The following is a 15,688-nucleotide window of genomic DNA, read 5'->3' on the forward strand; positions in this document are numbered from 1 at the left end:
CTAAAACCGGCAGTGCCGCGCAATACGCAACTGCCGCCAGCGCGACGAGCCCTCGCGGACCAGAACCCGGCGCGCCACTGTCTGGTAGGTGGCGGGAAAATTGACGATCCGCCGCTGCTCCGGCTGCACCAGAACCTCTTCGGCGACGCTCTCGTACTCGGCGGGGCTGACGACGCGCCACTGGCGCTCAGGCTGCACCACCACGGTCTCGGCCACCCGTTGATAGCGCGCCTTGTGCCTGATCTTGCACAGCACCTTGCGGCCGTTGATGACGCGCCATTCCCAGGAGTAGCCGCCGTCATCGACCTTCACCGTGCGGTAGATGGTGCGGGTAATGGCAGGCACGATCTCGTAGCTGACACGCGCCGGTGCGATCTGCACCACCCGCTCGCGCGTCCCGTAGATCGCCGGAACGGATTCCACCTGCTGACCGGCCGGGCTGACGAGCACGTTTTCGTAGACGGTCTCGTAGATGGCCGGCCTGTTGACCTGCTCGTAGCACTCGACGGGGCGCCCGCCGGCAGCCGTTTCGGACACCATGCCGAGGACGGCGAGGCTGGCGATGGCCGAGGAAGCCGTTTTCCCGATCATTGCACTCCCTCAGTTTGAACTTTCCATGCAAGCTCAACGTTGAATTGTAGGGGAAGCCGTGTCGCGGGAAAGCGGTTTCGGCACATTTCGTTAAGCGACGCGGTTAAGAAACTGTTACCCGGCAGCGCAGCCGCGCCGCTTCAACAGCAGCCAGCGCAGCTTCGGGCGAATTCTGTCCAGAAACCTTGATTCGACTTAACCGGATGGCTAGGAGGGGCGGCCTTGCGCTAGGGTGAGCCGACATCCTATTTACAGGAATAACGATCCAGAACTGATTCTGCCCGACTTGCTCATCTCCGGCGCCGGAATCCCATCATCAATAAGGGATAGTCCATGAAGAACCCCGTCGAAACCTACATGAACCTCGTTCCGATGGTGGTCGAGCAGACCAATCGCGGCGAGCGGGCCTACGACATTTTCTCGCGGCTCCTGAAAGAGCGCATCATTTTCATCACCGGTCCGGTCGAGGACGGCATGGCGACGCTGGTCTGCGCGCAGCTCCTGTTCCTCGAAGCGGAGAATCCGAAGAAGGAAATCAACCTCTACATCAATTCGCCCGGCGGCGTCGTCACCTCGGGCATGGCGATCTACGACACCATGCAGTTCATCAAGCCGGCGGTGGCGACGCTGTGCATCGGCCAGGCCGCCTCGATGGGCTCGCTGCTTCTCACCGCCGGCGAAAAGGGCATGCGCTTCGCCACGCCGAACGCCCGCATCATGGTCCACCAGCCTTCCGGTGGTTTTCAGGGCCAGGCTTCCGACATCGAGCGCCACGCCCAGGACATCATCAAGCTGAAGCGCCGCCTCAACGAGGTCTATGTCAAGCACACCGGCAAAAGCTACGACGAGATCGAAAGGACGCTCGACCGCGACCATTTCATGACTTCCGACGAGGCCAGGGATTTCGGCCTCATCGACAAGGTCATTTCGTCGCGTGAGCCGATCGAGGGTCTTGCCACATAAGCCCGGTGGCAGCTGGATGGTGCGAAAACACGCTTTTGATGCCGCTTGCGCCATTTCGGCCACAATTGGCTGTTCCCTCGACGGGAGCGATTGCCTACGTTAAGCCTATGTTGATTTTCGACGGCTTAGCTTTGTGCGGGGTTGATGCGAATCATTGCGACGTTTTCTGATATGTGTTTCGTATGGAATGCGTTGCGGGAGCCGGACTACTGGCGGCGGCGATTTCCCGCGATAGATTGAGTTATGCGCCCTTTCAACCAGACCATCGGCGGGCGGCTATGAAAGGACATGAAAATGAGCAAGGTCGGCAACAGCGGCGGTGATTCCAAGAACACGCTTTATTGCTCGTTTTGCGGGAAGAGCCAGCACGAAGTGCGCAAGCTGATCGCCGGCCCGACGGTGTTCATCTGCGACGAATGCGTCGAGCTCTGCATGGACATCATCCGCGAGGAGAACAAGACCTCGATGGTGAAGTCGCGCGAGGGCGTGCCGACCCCGCAGGAGATCCTCAAGGTTCTCGACGACTACGTCATCGGCCAGCCCTACGCCAAGCGCGTGCTGTCGGTGGCCGTCCACAACCACTACAAGCGCCTCGCGCATGCCGGCAAGAACAACGACGTCGAACTGGCGAAGTCCAACATTTTGCTGATCGGCCCGACCGGCTGCGGCAAGACGCTGCTCGCGCAGACGCTGGCCCGCATCATCGACGTGCCGTTCACCATGGCCGATGCAACGACGCTGACCGAGGCCGGCTATGTCGGCGAGGACGTCGAGAACATCATCCTCAAGCTGTTGCAGTCGGCCGACTACAATGTCGAGCGCGCCCAGCGCGGCATCGTCTACATCGACGAGATCGACAAGATTTCGCGCAAGTCGGACAATCCCTCGATCACCCGTGACGTGTCGGGCGAGGGCGTCCAGCAGGCGCTGTTGAAGATCATGGAAGGCACGGTCGCTTCCGTACCGCCGCAGGGCGGCAGGAAGCATCCGCAGCAGGAATTCCTCCAGGTCGACACCGCCAACATCCTGTTCATCTGCGGTGGCGCCTTCGCCGGGCTGGACAAGATCATCTCGGATCGCGGCCGCAAGACCTCGATCGGCTTCGGCGCCACCGTCGCGTCGCCCGAGGATCGCCGCACCGGCGACGTTTTCCGTCTGGTCGAGCCGGAAGATTTGTTGAAGTTCGGCCTCATTCCCGAGTTCGTCGGCCGTCTGCCGGTCCTGGCAACGCTGGAGGACCTCGACGAGCCGGCGCTGATCCAGATCCTGACCGAGCCGAAGAACGCGCTGGTCAAGCAGTACCAGCGGCTGTTCGAGATGGAGAATGTCGATCTGACCTTCCACGAGAATGCGCTGTCAGCGATCGCCAAGCGCGCCATCGAGCGCAAGACCGGCGCGCGCGGCCTGCGCTCGATCATGGAAGCGATCCTGCTCGACACGATGTTCGAGCTGCCGGCGCTGGAAGGCGTGCGCGAAGTGGTTATTTCGGAAGAGGTGGTGTCCGGCAACGCCAGGCCGCTCTACATCTATTCCGAGCAGAAGGAAAAGAAGGGCAACGTCAGCGCCTGACGTCAGTCCTGTAGTGGAGTTCTTCAAACGGCGCCGCAAGGCGCCGTTTTGCCGTTTGCGGATGGGCAGGCTATGATGAACCGATTATGACGGATTGGATGAACGGTTTCGTGTCGACCCTTGATCTTTGCCTCGCGTGCCTCCAACTAACGGAAGAAGGCCGTGGCGCCGAATTCTGTGCTGTAAAACTCCCGTCACAAACGGTGGTAGGCGGAACCATCCCCGGTCGTTAATATGAGAATCGCGGTTGGCCGATTGGCGGTCGCGACATGAAAGGTTGGACAATGGCCAAAATATCCAAGGCTCCCAGCGACGGCGTCTTCGCAGTCCTCCCACTGCGCGACATCGTGGTGTTCCCGCACATGATCGTTCCGCTCTTTGTCGGGCGTGAAAAGTCGATCAAGGCGCTGGAAGAGGTGATGGGTCAGGAAAAGCAGATCCTGCTTGCGACCCAGATGAATGCCGCCGATGACGATCCCGAGTCCGATGCGATCTTCGACATCGGCACGCTCGCCAATGTGCTGCAGTTGCTGAAGCTGCCGGACGGCACCGTCAAGGTGCTGGTCGAAGGCGCCTCGCGCGCGAAAATCGTTTCGTTCACTGACCGTCCCGACTTCCATGAGGCCCGCGCCGCGGCGCTGGTCGAACCGGATGAGGAAGAGGTCGAGGTCGAGGCGCTGGCCCGCTCCGTCGTCACCGACTTCGAGAATTACGTCAAGCTGAACAAGAAGATCTCGCCCGAAGTGGTCGGTGCCGCCAGCCAGATCGACGACTATTCCAAGCTCGCCGATACGGTCGCCTCGCATCTCGCCATCAAGATCCCCGAGAAGCAGGAGATGCTGGCCACGCTTTCGGTCAAGGAGCGGCTGGAAAAGGCGATGGGCTTCATGGAAGCCGAAATCTCCGTCCTGCAGGTCGAGAAGCGCATCCGCTCGCGCGTCAAGCGCCAGATGGAGAAGACGCAGCGCGAATACTATCTCAACGAGCAGATGAAGGCGATCCAGAAGGAACTCGGCGAGGGCGAGGACGGCCGCGACGAGGCCGCCGAGATCGAGGCGCGCATCAAGAAGACCAAGCTCTCCAAGGAGGCCCGCGAAAAGGCGGAAGCCGAACTGAAGAAGCTGCGGACGATGTCGCCGATGTCGGCTGAATCGACCGTCGTGCGCAACTATCTCGACTGGATCCTGTCGATACCGTGGGGCAAGAACTCCAAGGTCAAGCAGGATCTGGCCTTCGCGCAGAATGTGCTCGACACCGACCATTTCGGCCTCGACAAGGTCAAGGACCGCATCGTCGAATATCTCGCCGTGCAGAGCCGCCAGAAGAAGCTGAAGGGGCCGATCCTGTGCCTCGTCGGACCTCCCGGCGTCGGCAAGACCTCGCTCGGCAAGTCGATCGCCAAGGCGACCGGCCGCGAGTTCATCCGCATGGCGCTGGGCGGCGTGCGCGACGAGGCCGAGATCCGCGGTCACCGGCGCACCTATATCGGCTCGATGCCCGGCAAGGTCATCCAGTCGATGAAGAAGGCAAAGAAGTCCAACCCGCTCTTCCTGCTCGACGAGATCGACAAGATGGGCCAGGATTTCCGCGGCGACCCGTCGTCGGCGTTGCTCGAGGTGCTCGATCCCGAGCAGAACTCGACGTTCATGGACCACTATCTCGAGGTCGAATACGACCTGTCGAGCGTGATGTTCGTGACGACGGCGAACACGCTGAACATCCCGGCACCCTTGATGGACCGCATGGAGATCATCCGTATCGCCGGCTACACCGAGGACGAGAAGATCGAGATCGCCAAGCGCCACCTGATGCCGAAGGTGATCCGCGATCACGCACTGCAGCCGAAGGAGTTCTCCGTCGGCGAGGACGCGATCCGCGGCATCATCCAGACCTACACCCGTGAGGCGGGCGTCAGGAGCCTGGAGCGCGAGCTGATGAAGCTCGGCCGCAAGGCGGTGACCGAGATCCTGAAGACGAAGAAGAAGACGGTCGACATCACGGCCGACAATCTCGCCGATTACCTTGGTGTTCCGCGCTTCCGCTTCGGCCAGGTCGAGGCCGACGATCAGGTCGGCGTTGTCACCGGGCTCGCCTGGACGGAAGTCGGTGGCGAGCTGCTGACGATCGAAGGCGTCATGATGCCCGGCAAGGGCCGCATGACGGTGACCGGCAATCTGCGCGACGTGATGAAGGAATCGATCTCGGCGGCGGCCTCCTACGTCCGCTCGCGGGCTCTCGATTTCGGCGTCGAGCCGCCGCTGTTCGACAAGCGCGACATCCACGTCCACGTGCCCGAGGGCGCAACGCCCAAGGACGGACCGTCGGCCGGCGTGGCGATGGCGACGGCGATCGTCTCGGTGCTGACCGGCATCCCGGTCAGGGCCGACGTGGCGATGACCGGCGAGATCACGCTGCGCGGCAGAGTGCTGCCGATCGGCGGGCTCAAGGAGAAGCTGCTTGCAGCACTGCGCGGCGGCATCAAGAAGGTGCTGATCCCGGAAGACAACGCCAAGGATCTGGCGGAGATTCCGGACAACGTGAAGAACGGTATGGAGATCGTTCCGGTCGGGCGGGTCGGTGAAGTCTTGCGCCATGCGCTTGTGCGTATGCCGGAGGCGATCGAGTGGGTCGAGCCGGTCAATGCGCCGGCTGCGGTGGATGCCGGAGACGACGCCGGCAAGTCGCTAGCTCATTAGCACGTGCTAAAGTTGCAATGCACAACGGAGAGCCGGGCCTAGAGCCCGGCTCTTTCATGTTAAAAACCCCGGAATTCCGGGGTTTTTTCGACTCTCTTGACGCTTTTCGACTTGGTTGCGGAAGCGCTTCTTTCTAAAGTCCGTTTCCTGCCGGATGAGTCGTACGTTCCGGTTTCTCATGGAAGGGAATTTTTATGAACAAGAACGAACTGGTGTCCGCTGTCGCCGACGCCGCGAGTATTTCGAAGGGTGACGCGCAGTCGGCGGTCGATGCGGTGTTCTCCGTCATCACCGGCGAACTGAAGAAGGGCGGTGATGTCCGGCTTGTCGGCTTCGGAAATTTCACCGTGTCAAAACGCGCTGCCTCGACCGGCCGCAATCCGCAGACCGGCGCCGAAGTGCAGATTCCGGCGCGCACCGTGCCGAAGTTTTCAGCCGGCAAGGGCCTCAAGGACGCAGTTAACTAAGCGGCCTTCGTACCCGTTTCAGAGACCAGAAAAGCCGGGCATGCCCGGCTTTTCCTTTGCGCCCACTTTGGCGGGCTCTATACCGTCGGTGCATCGGCGCGCATCAGCCCTTCCTGCTTGAGATCTGCCCACAGTGCCGGTGGCAGCTTCGCGTCGAGCAGCGACCGATTGCTTTCGACCTCGCTCGGCCGCTGGCCGCCGGGGATCACCGACACGACCGAAGGGTGCAGCAGCGGAAATTGCAGTGCCGCCTCGATCAGGCGCACACCGTGGCGCTTGCAGACAGCCTCGATGCGCGCGACGCGGTCGATGATGTCCTGCGGCGCCTCGGTATAATTGTAATAGGCGCCGGGCTTCGGACCGGTTGCCAGGATGCCGGAATTATACGGCCCGCCGAGAACGATGCCGATGCCGCGCTTCTGGCATAGCGGCAGGAAGGATTGCAACGCCTCCTGCTCCAGCAGCGTATAGCGCCCGGCAAGCAGGAACAGATCGAAGTCGCCGCGCTCGGCAAGCGTCTGGGCAACCTGCCATTCGTTGATGCCGCCGCCGAACGCCTTGATGACGCCCTGGTCACGCAGGGACAGCAGCCCGTAATAGCCCGAGCGCATGAACTCTTCGATGCGCTGGTCCGCGGCCTGCTTGCTGCCATGGGTGAAGACGTCGATGTCATGCACGAAAAGAATGTCGATGCGGTCGACGCCGAGGCGTTCCAGCGAGGCTTCGAAGGAGCGCATGACGCCGTCATAGCTGTAGTCAAAAACCTCGCGGCGCGACGGCGTGTCGAAGAACTTGCCGATGCCGGTGCGCTGATCCGGCGGGCAGGCGCGCATGATGCGGCCGACCTTGCTCGACAGCACATAGGCGTCGCGCTTTTTCGAGCGCAGGAACGGATTGAGCCGCGTTTCCGACAGGCCAAGCCCGTAGAGCGGCGCGGTGTCGTAGTAGCGGCAGCCGACCCGCCACCCAGCCTCCAGGGTGGCGTTGGCATCCTCATCGGAGACGGCGCGATAGAGATTGCCGAGCGGCGCCGTGCCGAAGCCAAGTTCCGTGAACGCGATGCCGCCATTGCCGATGCGGTCGAAATGCCGTGTCTTCATATGCTGCCGTTTCCTTATTTCCGTATGTCCCGAGACTATCATGCCTGAGGCGCTGCAAAAGCACTCCGAGCCGTTGGACACGAACTTTCACGGTGATAGCATGAGCAAAAACAAGCTGTTCGGGGAAGATGTGACCAAACAATCCAGATGGGTTTTTGAGGGCAGCAAGCTGGTGGGTCTGTCATCATGACGAATGCCGGCACAGATCTGTTCAGGATTGCACTCGACGAACTTGGCACGGTGCTGGCTCGGATCGGCGAAAGCCGTATCGACGCCGCCCGCCACACCAACATGGAGTAGGCGTCATGCGCTACGAGCTGATGCTGCCGCACCAGATCCGCAAGGCGATCGCCGAGAACTGGCCGGTCGTGCTCCCGCTCGGCGTGCTCGAATACCATGGTGAGCACATGGCCGTCGGCATGGATACGCTGGCGGTGGTCAAGATGCTGGAGCTGTTCGAAAAGGAAGCCAACATCGCCATCCTGCCAGCCTTCTACTATGGCGCGGCGAGCTACGCGGTGGCGCCGCCAGAGGGCAATGGCTCGGTTCAGGTCGGCGGCAGGGCGCTGGCGCCGTTCGCGGAGGAACTGTTCTACAGCCTGCTGCGCATCGGTTTTCGCAACATCCACGCCATCATCCACCACCAGACCGAGAACTTTGTTGCCGGCATGCCGACCGATCTCGCCTTCAAGACCGCTGGCCGCCAGGCGATCTTCCGCTTTCTCGAGAAGGAGCGCGGCGAGGGCTGGTGGGCCTCCGAGACGATGGCCGGCTACTATGCCGAGCACGCCGAGAGCGGCAATTTCTTCAACTGGATACAAGTGCATCCGCTGATGCCGACGGTGACGGACGGCCAGTATCCCTTCGATCATGCCGGCATCGGCGAGACGTCGCTGATGCTGGCGCTGTGCCCAGAAGCGGTGGACGCCGGCCACTTCGCCGACAATACGGGATGGTATACGGCGACCGCCCCTGAGGCCTCGACGGAACTGGGGCAAAAGGGCGTCGCGATGATCCTCGAGCATATGCGGGCGATATTGTCACGCTAACGGATGCGCCATTTCGAGCGTTGCAGGATGCAGGATGAAAACCGTAGCGATCCTTCGCGCCCCCCTCTGTCCTGCCGGACATCCCCCACAAGGGGGGAGATTCGCTGTTTCAGCCGCCCCGCTCATTCCTGCGGCGTTGGAGATTAGCGAAAACCGGCGTGGCGGCCGATCTCCCCCCAAGTGGGGGAGATGTCCGGCAGGACAGAGGGGGGCGCTGTCCCGCCGGCGTTCAAAAGCATCCACAGTTGCAACGCTCGAAGGAGTGGCGAGGGCCTACTTCACCGCGCCTGCGGTCATGCCCATGATGAGGTAGCGCTCCAGCGCGATGCCGATGACGGCGAGCGGCGTGATCGCGGCGGTGGCGAGTGCGGCCATCGACCACCAGTTGATACCCTGCGAGCCGGTCTGGCTCGCCACCATGACGGGAATGGTTTTTGCGTCGGTCGAGGTCAGCAGTGCGGCGAAGAAATACTCGTTCCAGCACAGCACCATCGCCAGGATGAAGGCCGCGACCATGCCCGGCAGCGCGATCGGCATGACGATGCGGAAGAAGGCGCCCCAGATCGACAGGCCGTCGACGAGGGCTGCTTCCTCCAGTTCGACCGGGATCGAGTTGAACTGGTCGCGCATGATCCAGATGACGATCGGCAGCACCATCAGCGTGTAGAGCAGGATCAGCCCGATGCGCGTGTCGAGCATGCCGACTTCCCGGTACAGCACGAGAAAGGGCAGGGCGAGCACCACCGGCGGCAGGATCAGCTGCGACAGGAAGAAGAAGGAGATGTCCTCGTTCTTGAACCAGGCGAAGTGATAGCGGAAGCGGGTGAGGCCGTAGGCGGCGAGGCTGCCGATGACGATGGCGAGGCTCGATGCACCGACCGAGGTGATGACCGAATTCATGAAGCGCTTGATGAACTCGTCGCGCACCGTCGAGGTCCGGAAGATCGCATCCGGCGACAGGCCGAGCGAGCGCCAGCCCTTCCAGTCCGGCTGGAAGTCGACGAACGGGATGAGATGGCCCTGGGTGACGTCGACCGCGGTCTTGAACGAGGTGGTTATCGTCCAGTAGATCGGGAACAGGCAGATGAAGGCCCAGAACACCAGCGCGCCATAGATGAAGACGCGGTTGGCGAAAAAGCTCGCCGGCGAGCGGATTTCGGAAGCGGCATAGTCGGTGGTCTGGACGCTCATCTGGCCGCCTGTCAATTGACGTTGCGCACGAAGCGATTGGCGAATTTCAACAGCCACGTCACGAACACGATGATGATGATCAGGTAGGCCATCGCCAGCATGGTGCCGTAGCCGACATTCGAGCGGTCGCGATACTCGCGGTAGATGAAGCTCGACACCGAATCGGTCGCGCCGCCCGGGCCGCCCGAGGTGACGGTGATGATGATGTCGGCCAGCTTCAGCTTGAAGATGATGCGCAGGATGATCGCCGTCACCGATACCGGCAGCATCAGCGGAAACGTGACCTGCCAGAACGTCTGCCAGGCATTGGCGCCGTCGACCCTGGCCGCCTCAAGCACCTCGCGCGACATCGCCTGAAGCCCGGCGAGCAGCATGATCATCATGAACGGGATGAACGTCCAGGCATCCAGCACCATGATCGAGATGCGGGCGGTGATCGGGTTTGAGAAGAAGGCGGGGTTTTCCCAGCCGAGCTGGCGCGCCAGCGCGGCAGCCGGCCCGAAGCGGTATTCCATCAGCGACTTGCCGATCATCCACGACACCGCGACCGGCGACAGCATCAACGGCATGAGGAAGACGACACGGAAGAATTTACGCGCGCGGATCTGTGCGTTGAGCAGCAAAGCGAGGCCAAAGGCGATGACGTATTCGACCAGCACCGCCAGCACATAGAGCACCATGTTGAACAGCGCGTTGCGGTAATAGGGATCGGCCAGCATCTGCCAGAAATTGTCGAGCCCGTTGAACTTGCGGCCGGAGAAGGAACTGAGATTCCAGTCGGTCAGCGCGATGTAGAAGCCGAACAGCGTCGGGAAGATCACCATGGCGATGGTGAACAGCAGCGCCGGCAGCAGGAACAGCGCGCGCTGGCCGTCTTCGCCGCGCGTCAGTACCTGGCCGATGCCGAGTGCTATACCCCACAGCACGTAGGCATAGACGACCGGCCGCCAGGTCTCGAAGCCGATCGTGTTAACCTCTGACTTGTAAAGGATCTGAACTGCGATCACGGCCAGAAGGCCGAGCGTCGCAACGGCCATCAACGCCCGGCCGAGCCGCCTGCGGCCCGGCGATATCAGATCGGATGGAGCGGCGTTTGCCGGCCACGCACTGGTGGGCAAAGTCTGGTCTGCCACGCGTCTCGTCCGTTCACTGAAGGCCGCTATGACCGGCAGGCCGGTCAAGCTGTTATGACCGGCTGGCCGGTCAAACTGTTATGACCGGCTGGCCGATCAAACTAGGGTCCGGCGGCTTTGCGTCGCCGGACCGCGGTTCCCGAAATCTCAACCTACATGCCGAGCGAGGCCTTGTAGAGCTTGATTTGGTTGTCGCGACCGATCTGGTCGGTCAGCTTCTCCCAGGCGGCTGCGATGGCGTCAGCGCCTTCTTGCGCCGTCATCTTGCCGGCGAAGGTGTTGGCCAGGATGTCCTCGGCGGCGCTGTAATATTGGAAGATGCCGGGGATACGCGGCTCGATCGCGGCGTTCGGATGGTTGTAGCTGTCGGCCTCCGATTTCAGATACGAGGTGATGAAAGCCTCGTCGTAACCGGCCGCCACCCATTCCGGAATGTCGAAATGCGAGTTGCGGTAGGGTTGGAAGCCGGACGGATATGCTGCGCACCAGAGCGACAGGTCCTTGCCGCCGAGATGGGCAGCGGCAGACCAGGCCGCCTTCTTCTTCTTTTCGTCGCTGTCGACCCGTGCCATGACGTAGACGCCCCAGCCGAGATAGGCGCAGTTCGGCGAATAATTCGGGCCGCTGGCGAGCTTGTCCCACTGGCCGGTCTTGGAATTGTAGACGTCATCCGAGCCGGGCAGGATCGAGAAGCCGGTGACGTCGCCGACAACAGAACTGTCGTTGGTCTTGACGTTGGAGCCGACGTCGCCCCACCAGGTGACCATCGAACCGGTGCCGGCCAGGAACTGCTGGAAGGCGGTGGTGTTCGGGTCGGCGTTGATCTGGTCGGCAGGCTCGGACGGCAGCGCGTCGATCACGTCCTGGATCGCCCGCACCCAGGCCGGATTGTTGATGCGCGGCTTCATCGTATCGGCGTCGAACAGCCAGGCCTTGTCGTCGGGATGCTTGGCATATGCGCTGGCGCGGCTGCCGAGGAAATAGAAGCCGAAGCCGCCCCAGGCCTTGGGCGCGTCGAGATAGCCAAAAACATCCTGGCCCTGGAACTGCTTGCCCTTGAGGAATTTTGTCACCGCCTGCACCTGCTGCCAGGTTTTCGGCACGCCCCATTCACCGCCACCGCCGCCGTCCTTCCACGCCTTGACGAGGTCGGCATCGGCAAACACGTCGGTGCGGTAGTTGAAATTGTGCGCGTCGCCGTCGACGGTCACGCGGTACTGCTTGCCGTCCCAGGTGCCGACCGGTGGCTGCAGATAGGCCACGACGTCCTTCATGTCGATCTGGTCCTTGACCCAGTCCGGCATTTCGGAGGTCAGGCCCTTGCCGCAGACGTCGCCTTCGAACGGCGCGCCCATCTCGATGATGTCGAAATCGACGGTGCCGGTGGCGATCGACTGCTGCAGGCGAGCGTTATAGTCCGCCTGCGCCAGGTCGATCCAGTTGATCTTGGCGCCGGTATAGGTCTCCCACGGCTTCAGGAAGCCGCGAAACAGCACATTGTGCAGGTTCTGGTTGTTGAGCCCCATGAAGGTGAGCTGGACGCCGGCGAATTCGCCTTCCTTGACGCTGGCCTTGGTCGCCTCCAGGCAAAGCTCGCCGACCTGCTGGAAGTCGGCATCGGTCGGCTGGCCCTTGCCGACACCGGGGATCTGCAGGATCTGCGCGCGCAATTCGCTTGCCGCGGAAGCCGGGCGCGTCAGCGCGCCAAGCCCGGCGCCGGATGCCGCTGCGATCGCGGCCATGCTGGCCGCGCCCTTGAGGACATCGCGGCGAGTGGCACCCGCCCGCATGAATTGGTTGTAAAGGCTGACTTTCATTTCGTTCCTCCCAGAATCTTATGTGCTTGAATCTCTGTGGTGATTGTTCGGGTGTTTGGAGCGCTGGAAATGTTCCCCAACAACAGCGGCTCCCAGAAATAGCGGCCCAAGTTTTCCTCCGCAACGCTTCGACTTCCGTGGTCCGACCAGCGTGCCGGCGCGCCCGGAACAGGGTCAAAACCCGAGCCCGTTCACTATTCTCACAACCAGGTGCCGTGTCAAACGCGAACAGAGTTTTTTATCTATAAAAGACTGACTTGCCCTCGCCGTTTGCCTTGTTTAGCTTCACCGCAACGAAAGGGGGGCCGATGGCTCAAGTCGCGATCAGCAATGTGGCCAAGGCGTTCGGAACCGTCAAGGTCCTGCACGGTGTCAGCGTCGACATCGCCGACGGGCAGTTCGTGGTGCTGGTCGGCCCTTCGGGGTGCGGCAAGTCCACGCTGCTCAGGATGGTGGCGGGGCTGGAGACCGTTTCCGGCGGCACGATCGCCATCGGCGACCGTGTCGTCAACCATCTGCCGCCGGCCAAACGCGACATCGCCATGGTGTTCCAGAATTACGCGCTCTATCCGCACAAGACGGTCGAGCAGAACATGGCCTTTGCGCTGAAACTGCGGAAGACCGATCCGGCCGATGTCGCCGAGCGGGTCAAGCGCGCCGCCGATATCCTCGATCTCAACCCCTATCTCAAGCGCTATCCGCGCCAGCTCTCCGGCGGCCAGCGCCAGCGCGTCGCCATGGGTCGCGCCATCGTGCGCAACCCGCAGGTGTTTTTGTTCGACGAGCCGCTGTCTAACCTCGACGCCAAGCTGCGCGTCCAGATGCGCACCGAGATCAAGGAACTGCACCAGCGGCTGAAGACCACCACCATCTATGTCACGCACGACCAGATCGAGGCCATGACCATGGCCGACAAGATCGTCGTGATGCGCGACGGCCGCATCGAGCAGGTCGGCGCGCCGCTGGAACTGTTCGACCGGCCGGCCAATCTGTTCGTCGCAGGCTTCATCGGCTCGCCGTCGATGAACCTGCTCAAGGGCGTGGTGCGCACGGGCGACAAGCCCATCGTCGAAATCGCCGGGACGCCGTTCCCGATGGCTGCGAGCAGCAAGGTGGAGGACGGGCGCAATGTCGTCTACGGCGTCCGGCCCGAGCATCTCGAAATCCACCCTGACGGCGTGCCGGCGAAGATTTCCGTCGTCGAGCCGACCGGTTCCGAAACGCTGGTGTTTCTGCGTTTCGGCGAGGGCGAGATGGTGGCGCTGTTCCGCGAGCGCCACGACTTCAAGCCGGGCGACACGCTGCATCTGAAACCGCGGCTCGACCAGGTCCATCTCTTCGACGCAGAGACCGGCAATCGTCTCTAAAACACTTTGAATTGCGCATGATCTTGTCCGAAAACCGACAACGCTTCGGGATCATGCGCCAGGCTTGGCATCAAAAAAGCCCGTTCGGGAGGGAACTATGCTCAAAGGGATCAATCCGCTGCTCAATGCCGACGTGCTTCAGGCGTTGCGGGCAATGGGCCATGGCGACGATTTGATCATCGCCGACACCAACTTCCCCTCCGATTCGGTGGCCCGCCAGACCGTGCTCGGCCGGCTGCTGCGCATCGATGCACCGGCGGCTGACGTGGTCAAGGCGGTGCTGTCGCTCTATCCGCTGGACACTTTCGTCGACGATGCCGCGGCCCGCATGGAGATCGTCGGCAAGCCGGACGAGATTCCCGCCGTGCAGCAAGAAGTGCAAAGCGAGATCGATGCGGCTGAGGGCAAGGCCTGGCCGATGATTTCGGTCGAGCGCTACGCTTTCTACGAACGTGCCAAAAATGCCTATTGCGTCATCCAGACCGGCGAGCGCCGCTTCTATGGCTGTTTTGCCTTCCGCAAGGGCGTCGTTCCGCCGGACGCGGAGTAGCGGGATGCCAGGCAAGCCTGTGGTCATCAAGCCTGTCGTCATATTGGGCGTCTTCGTCGCCGACACCGCCTACCGCGCCGCCCGCCAGCCGCGCATGGGCGAGACGATCCTTGGTACGTCCTTCACCCTCGGCCCGGGCGGCAAAGGCTCCAACCAGGCGGTCGCGGCCGGCCGTCTCGGCGCCGACATCACCTTTCTGACGCGCCTTGGCGTCGATCCCTTTGCCGACATGGCCAGGCAGACCTGGACGCAGGCCGGGGTGAAGAGCGCCGTCATCGACACGCCGGAGAGTTATACGGGTGCGGCCTATATCTTCGTCGAGGAGACGAGCGGCAACAACGCCATCATCGTCAGCCCGGGTGCGGCCATGCTGATTTCGCCCGACGACATCGAGGCTAACGCCGGCCTGATCCGCTCGGCCGGCGTCTTCGTCACCCAGCTCGAGCAGCCGATCGAGGCGGCGATGCGGGCGCTGGAGATCGCGCGCGGGGCAGGGGTGACGACCATCCTCAACCCGGCACCCGCGGCAAGCCTGCCCGAGCGCATCTACACGCTCTGCGACTATGTCACGCCCAACGAGACCGAGGCCGAGGAACTGACCGGCATCAAGGTGTCCTCCATCGACGACGCCCGCCGCGCCGCCGATCGTTTGCTTGGAAAGGGCGCCGGCGCCGTCATCGTTACGCTCGGCGAACAGGGCGCGCTGCTGCACACGGCCAGCCGCTCCGACCATGTCGGCGCGATCAAAGCCGGTCCCGTGGTCGAGACCACCGGCGCCGGCGACGCCTTCAATGGCGGCCTGGCCGCAGCACTTGCGAGAGGCGTGGACCCGCTGCAAGCGGTCCGCTTCGCCTGCGCCGTCGCCGGCATCTCGGTCACTCGGCCGGGCACGGCGCCGTCGATGCCGGCGCTGCAAGAGGTCGAGGCATTGCTCGCCCGGGGTTGACGCCTCCAGCCCAGCGGGCAAATCGCATTTGGAGTCTTGCGAAGAAGGACCCCCACCCTAACCCTCCCCACAAGGGGGAGGGAACGCTGCCGCGCGCGCCCTTACTTCCCTTTGCGCCAAATGGCAGGCAAATTGCCGAGGTCAACGCCAACGGAAGTCTCCCTCCCCCTTGAAGTTGTGTGCGTCAAGTTCTGCAAAAATGGCGTGGCATTCAGCGGTGACGTTGGCGTGTCCGCCGCGCAGCCCCCG

At 62.5% G+C, this 15,688-nt stretch carries 14 protein-coding genes; 9 read left to right on the forward strand and 5 right to left on the reverse strand.

Annotated elements, in window-relative coordinates:
- Positions 1 to 591 carry a hypothetical protein gene (locus AC0L18_RS18075; protein WP_473493591.1) on the reverse strand — a complete coding sequence of 197 codons (591 nt, stop codon included), beginning with the start codon at positions 589 to 591 and terminating at the stop codon, positions 1 to 3.
- A 333-nt stretch (positions 592 to 924) separates the two neighbouring features.
- Between AC0L18_RS18075 and clpP the strand changes: the two genes are divergently transcribed.
- The 4 genes from clpP to AC0L18_RS18095 all read left to right on the forward strand — a co-directional run bounded on the left by clpP (position 925) and on the right by AC0L18_RS18095 (position 6,286).
- Positions 925 to 1,554: an ATP-dependent Clp endopeptidase proteolytic subunit ClpP gene (gene clpP, locus AC0L18_RS18080; protein WP_091591479.1), complete on the forward strand. Its 630-nt coding sequence runs from the start codon at positions 925 to 927 to the stop codon at positions 1,552 to 1,554.
- A 294-nt stretch (positions 1,555 to 1,848) separates the two neighbouring features.
- Complete coding sequence (gene clpX / locus AC0L18_RS18085; RefSeq protein ID WP_027155315.1) at positions 1,849 to 3,123, forward strand: ATP-dependent Clp protease ATP-binding subunit ClpX; 1,275 nt, start codon at positions 1,849 to 1,851, stop codon at positions 3,121 to 3,123.
- Positions 3,124 to 3,407: 284 nt separating this feature from the next.
- A complete protein-coding gene (lon, locus tag AC0L18_RS18090; protein ID WP_473493592.1) occupies positions 3,408 to 5,819 on the forward strand; it encodes an endopeptidase La in 2,412 nt (803 codons plus the stop codon).
- 194 nt (positions 5,820 to 6,013) lie between these two features.
- Positions 6,014 to 6,286, forward strand: a complete 273-nt coding sequence (locus AC0L18_RS18095) for an HU family DNA-binding protein (protein ID WP_023798342.1) — start codon at positions 6,014 to 6,016, stop codon at positions 6,284 to 6,286.
- Positions 6,287 to 6,363: 77 nt separating this feature from the next.
- On the opposite strand, the gene AC0L18_RS18100 is transcribed toward AC0L18_RS18095, so the two are convergent.
- The gene (locus tag AC0L18_RS18100; RefSeq protein WP_473493593.1) at positions 6,364 to 7,386 is read right to left on the reverse strand and encodes an aldo/keto reductase; all 1,023 of its coding nucleotides are present in this window, start codon (positions 7,384 to 7,386) and stop codon (positions 6,364 to 6,366) included.
- 40 nt (positions 7,387 to 7,426) lie between these two features.
- Here AC0L18_RS18100 and AC0L18_RS18105 point away from each other — a divergent pair, with 40 nt between their 5' ends.
- Positions 7,427 to 7,576 (forward strand): hypothetical protein, encoded by a 150-nt coding sequence (locus AC0L18_RS18105; protein ID WP_473493594.1) that lies wholly within the window; start codon positions 7,427 to 7,429, stop codon positions 7,574 to 7,576.
- A gap of 115 nt (positions 7,577 to 7,691) precedes the next feature.
- Entirely contained in the window at positions 7,692 to 8,435 is a 744-nt protein-coding gene (locus tag AC0L18_RS18110) for a creatininase family protein (RefSeq protein ID WP_473493595.1), read from the forward strand.
- A 273-nt stretch (positions 8,436 to 8,708) separates the two neighbouring features.
- On the opposite strand, the gene AC0L18_RS18115 is transcribed toward AC0L18_RS18110, so the two are convergent.
- From AC0L18_RS18115 to AC0L18_RS18125, 3 genes are all read right to left on the reverse strand, one after another.
- Positions 8,709 to 9,626, reverse strand: a complete 918-nt coding sequence (locus tag AC0L18_RS18115; protein WP_027155318.1) for a carbohydrate ABC transporter permease — start codon at positions 9,624 to 9,626, stop codon at positions 8,709 to 8,711.
- Positions 9,627 to 9,637: 11 nt separating this feature from the next.
- Positions 9,638 to 10,759 (reverse strand): carbohydrate ABC transporter permease, encoded by a 1,122-nt coding sequence (locus tag AC0L18_RS18120; RefSeq protein WP_473493596.1) that lies wholly within the window; start codon positions 10,757 to 10,759, stop codon positions 9,638 to 9,640.
- 152 nt (positions 10,760 to 10,911) lie between these two features.
- Positions 10,912 to 12,576 (reverse strand): ABC transporter substrate-binding protein, encoded by a 1,665-nt coding sequence (locus AC0L18_RS18125; protein ID WP_473493597.1) that lies wholly within the window; start codon positions 12,574 to 12,576, stop codon positions 10,912 to 10,914.
- Positions 12,577 to 12,884: 308 nt separating this feature from the next.
- Here AC0L18_RS18125 and AC0L18_RS18130 point away from each other — a divergent pair, with 308 nt between their 5' ends.
- The 3 genes from AC0L18_RS18130 to rbsK all read left to right on the forward strand — a co-directional run bounded on the left by AC0L18_RS18130 (position 12,885) and on the right by rbsK (position 15,439).
- A complete protein-coding gene (locus AC0L18_RS18130; RefSeq protein WP_473493598.1) occupies positions 12,885 to 13,943 on the forward strand; it encodes an ABC transporter ATP-binding protein in 1,059 nt (352 codons plus the stop codon).
- Between the two features lie 97 nt (positions 13,944 to 14,040).
- Positions 14,041 to 14,493: an RbsD/FucU family protein gene (locus tag AC0L18_RS18135; RefSeq protein WP_473493599.1), complete on the forward strand. Its 453-nt coding sequence runs from the start codon at positions 14,041 to 14,043 to the stop codon at positions 14,491 to 14,493.
- A gap of 4 nt (positions 14,494 to 14,497) precedes the next feature.
- On the forward strand, positions 14,498 to 15,439 hold the full coding sequence (gene rbsK / locus AC0L18_RS18140) for a ribokinase (RefSeq protein WP_473493600.1): 942 nt from the start codon (positions 14,498 to 14,500) through the stop codon (positions 15,437 to 15,439).
- Positions 15,440 to 15,688 lie beyond the last annotated feature (249 nt).

This window comes from Mesorhizobium sp. WSM4819 (assembly GCF_055811215.1).

Excerpts from the sequence above, each read along its gene's own strand:
- AC0L18_RS18075 (WP_473493591.1), bottom strand. The coding sequence starts at position 591 with ATGATCGGGAAAACGGCTTCCTCGGCCATCGCCAGCCTCGCCGTCCTC.
- clpP (WP_091591479.1), top strand. The coding sequence starts at position 925 with ATGAAGAACCCCGTCGAAACCTACATGAACCTCGTTCCGATGGTGGTC.
- clpX (WP_027155315.1), top strand. The coding sequence starts at position 1,849 with ATGAGCAAGGTCGGCAACAGCGGCGGTGATTCCAAGAACACGCTTTAT.
- lon (WP_473493592.1), top strand. The coding sequence starts at position 3,408 with ATGGCCAAAATATCCAAGGCTCCCAGCGACGGCGTCTTCGCAGTCCTC.
- AC0L18_RS18095 (WP_023798342.1), top strand. The coding sequence starts at position 6,014 with ATGAACAAGAACGAACTGGTGTCCGCTGTCGCCGACGCCGCGAGTATT.
- AC0L18_RS18100 (WP_473493593.1), bottom strand. The coding sequence starts at position 7,386 with ATGAAGACACGGCATTTCGACCGCATCGGCAATGGCGGCATCGCGTTC.
- AC0L18_RS18105 (WP_473493594.1), top strand. The coding sequence starts at position 7,427 with ATGCCTGAGGCGCTGCAAAAGCACTCCGAGCCGTTGGACACGAACTTT.
- AC0L18_RS18110 (WP_473493595.1), top strand. The coding sequence starts at position 7,692 with ATGCGCTACGAGCTGATGCTGCCGCACCAGATCCGCAAGGCGATCGCC.
- AC0L18_RS18115 (WP_027155318.1), bottom strand. The coding sequence starts at position 9,626 with ATGAGCGTCCAGACCACCGACTATGCCGCTTCCGAAATCCGCTCGCCG.
- AC0L18_RS18125 (WP_473493597.1), bottom strand. The coding sequence starts at position 12,576 with ATGAAAGTCAGCCTTTACAACCAATTCATGCGGGCGGGTGCCACTCGC.
- AC0L18_RS18130 (WP_473493598.1), top strand. The coding sequence starts at position 12,885 with ATGGCTCAAGTCGCGATCAGCAATGTGGCCAAGGCGTTCGGAACCGTC.
- AC0L18_RS18135 (WP_473493599.1), top strand. The coding sequence starts at position 14,041 with ATGCTCAAAGGGATCAATCCGCTGCTCAATGCCGACGTGCTTCAGGCG.
- rbsK (WP_473493600.1), top strand. The coding sequence starts at position 14,498 with ATGCCAGGCAAGCCTGTGGTCATCAAGCCTGTCGTCATATTGGGCGTC.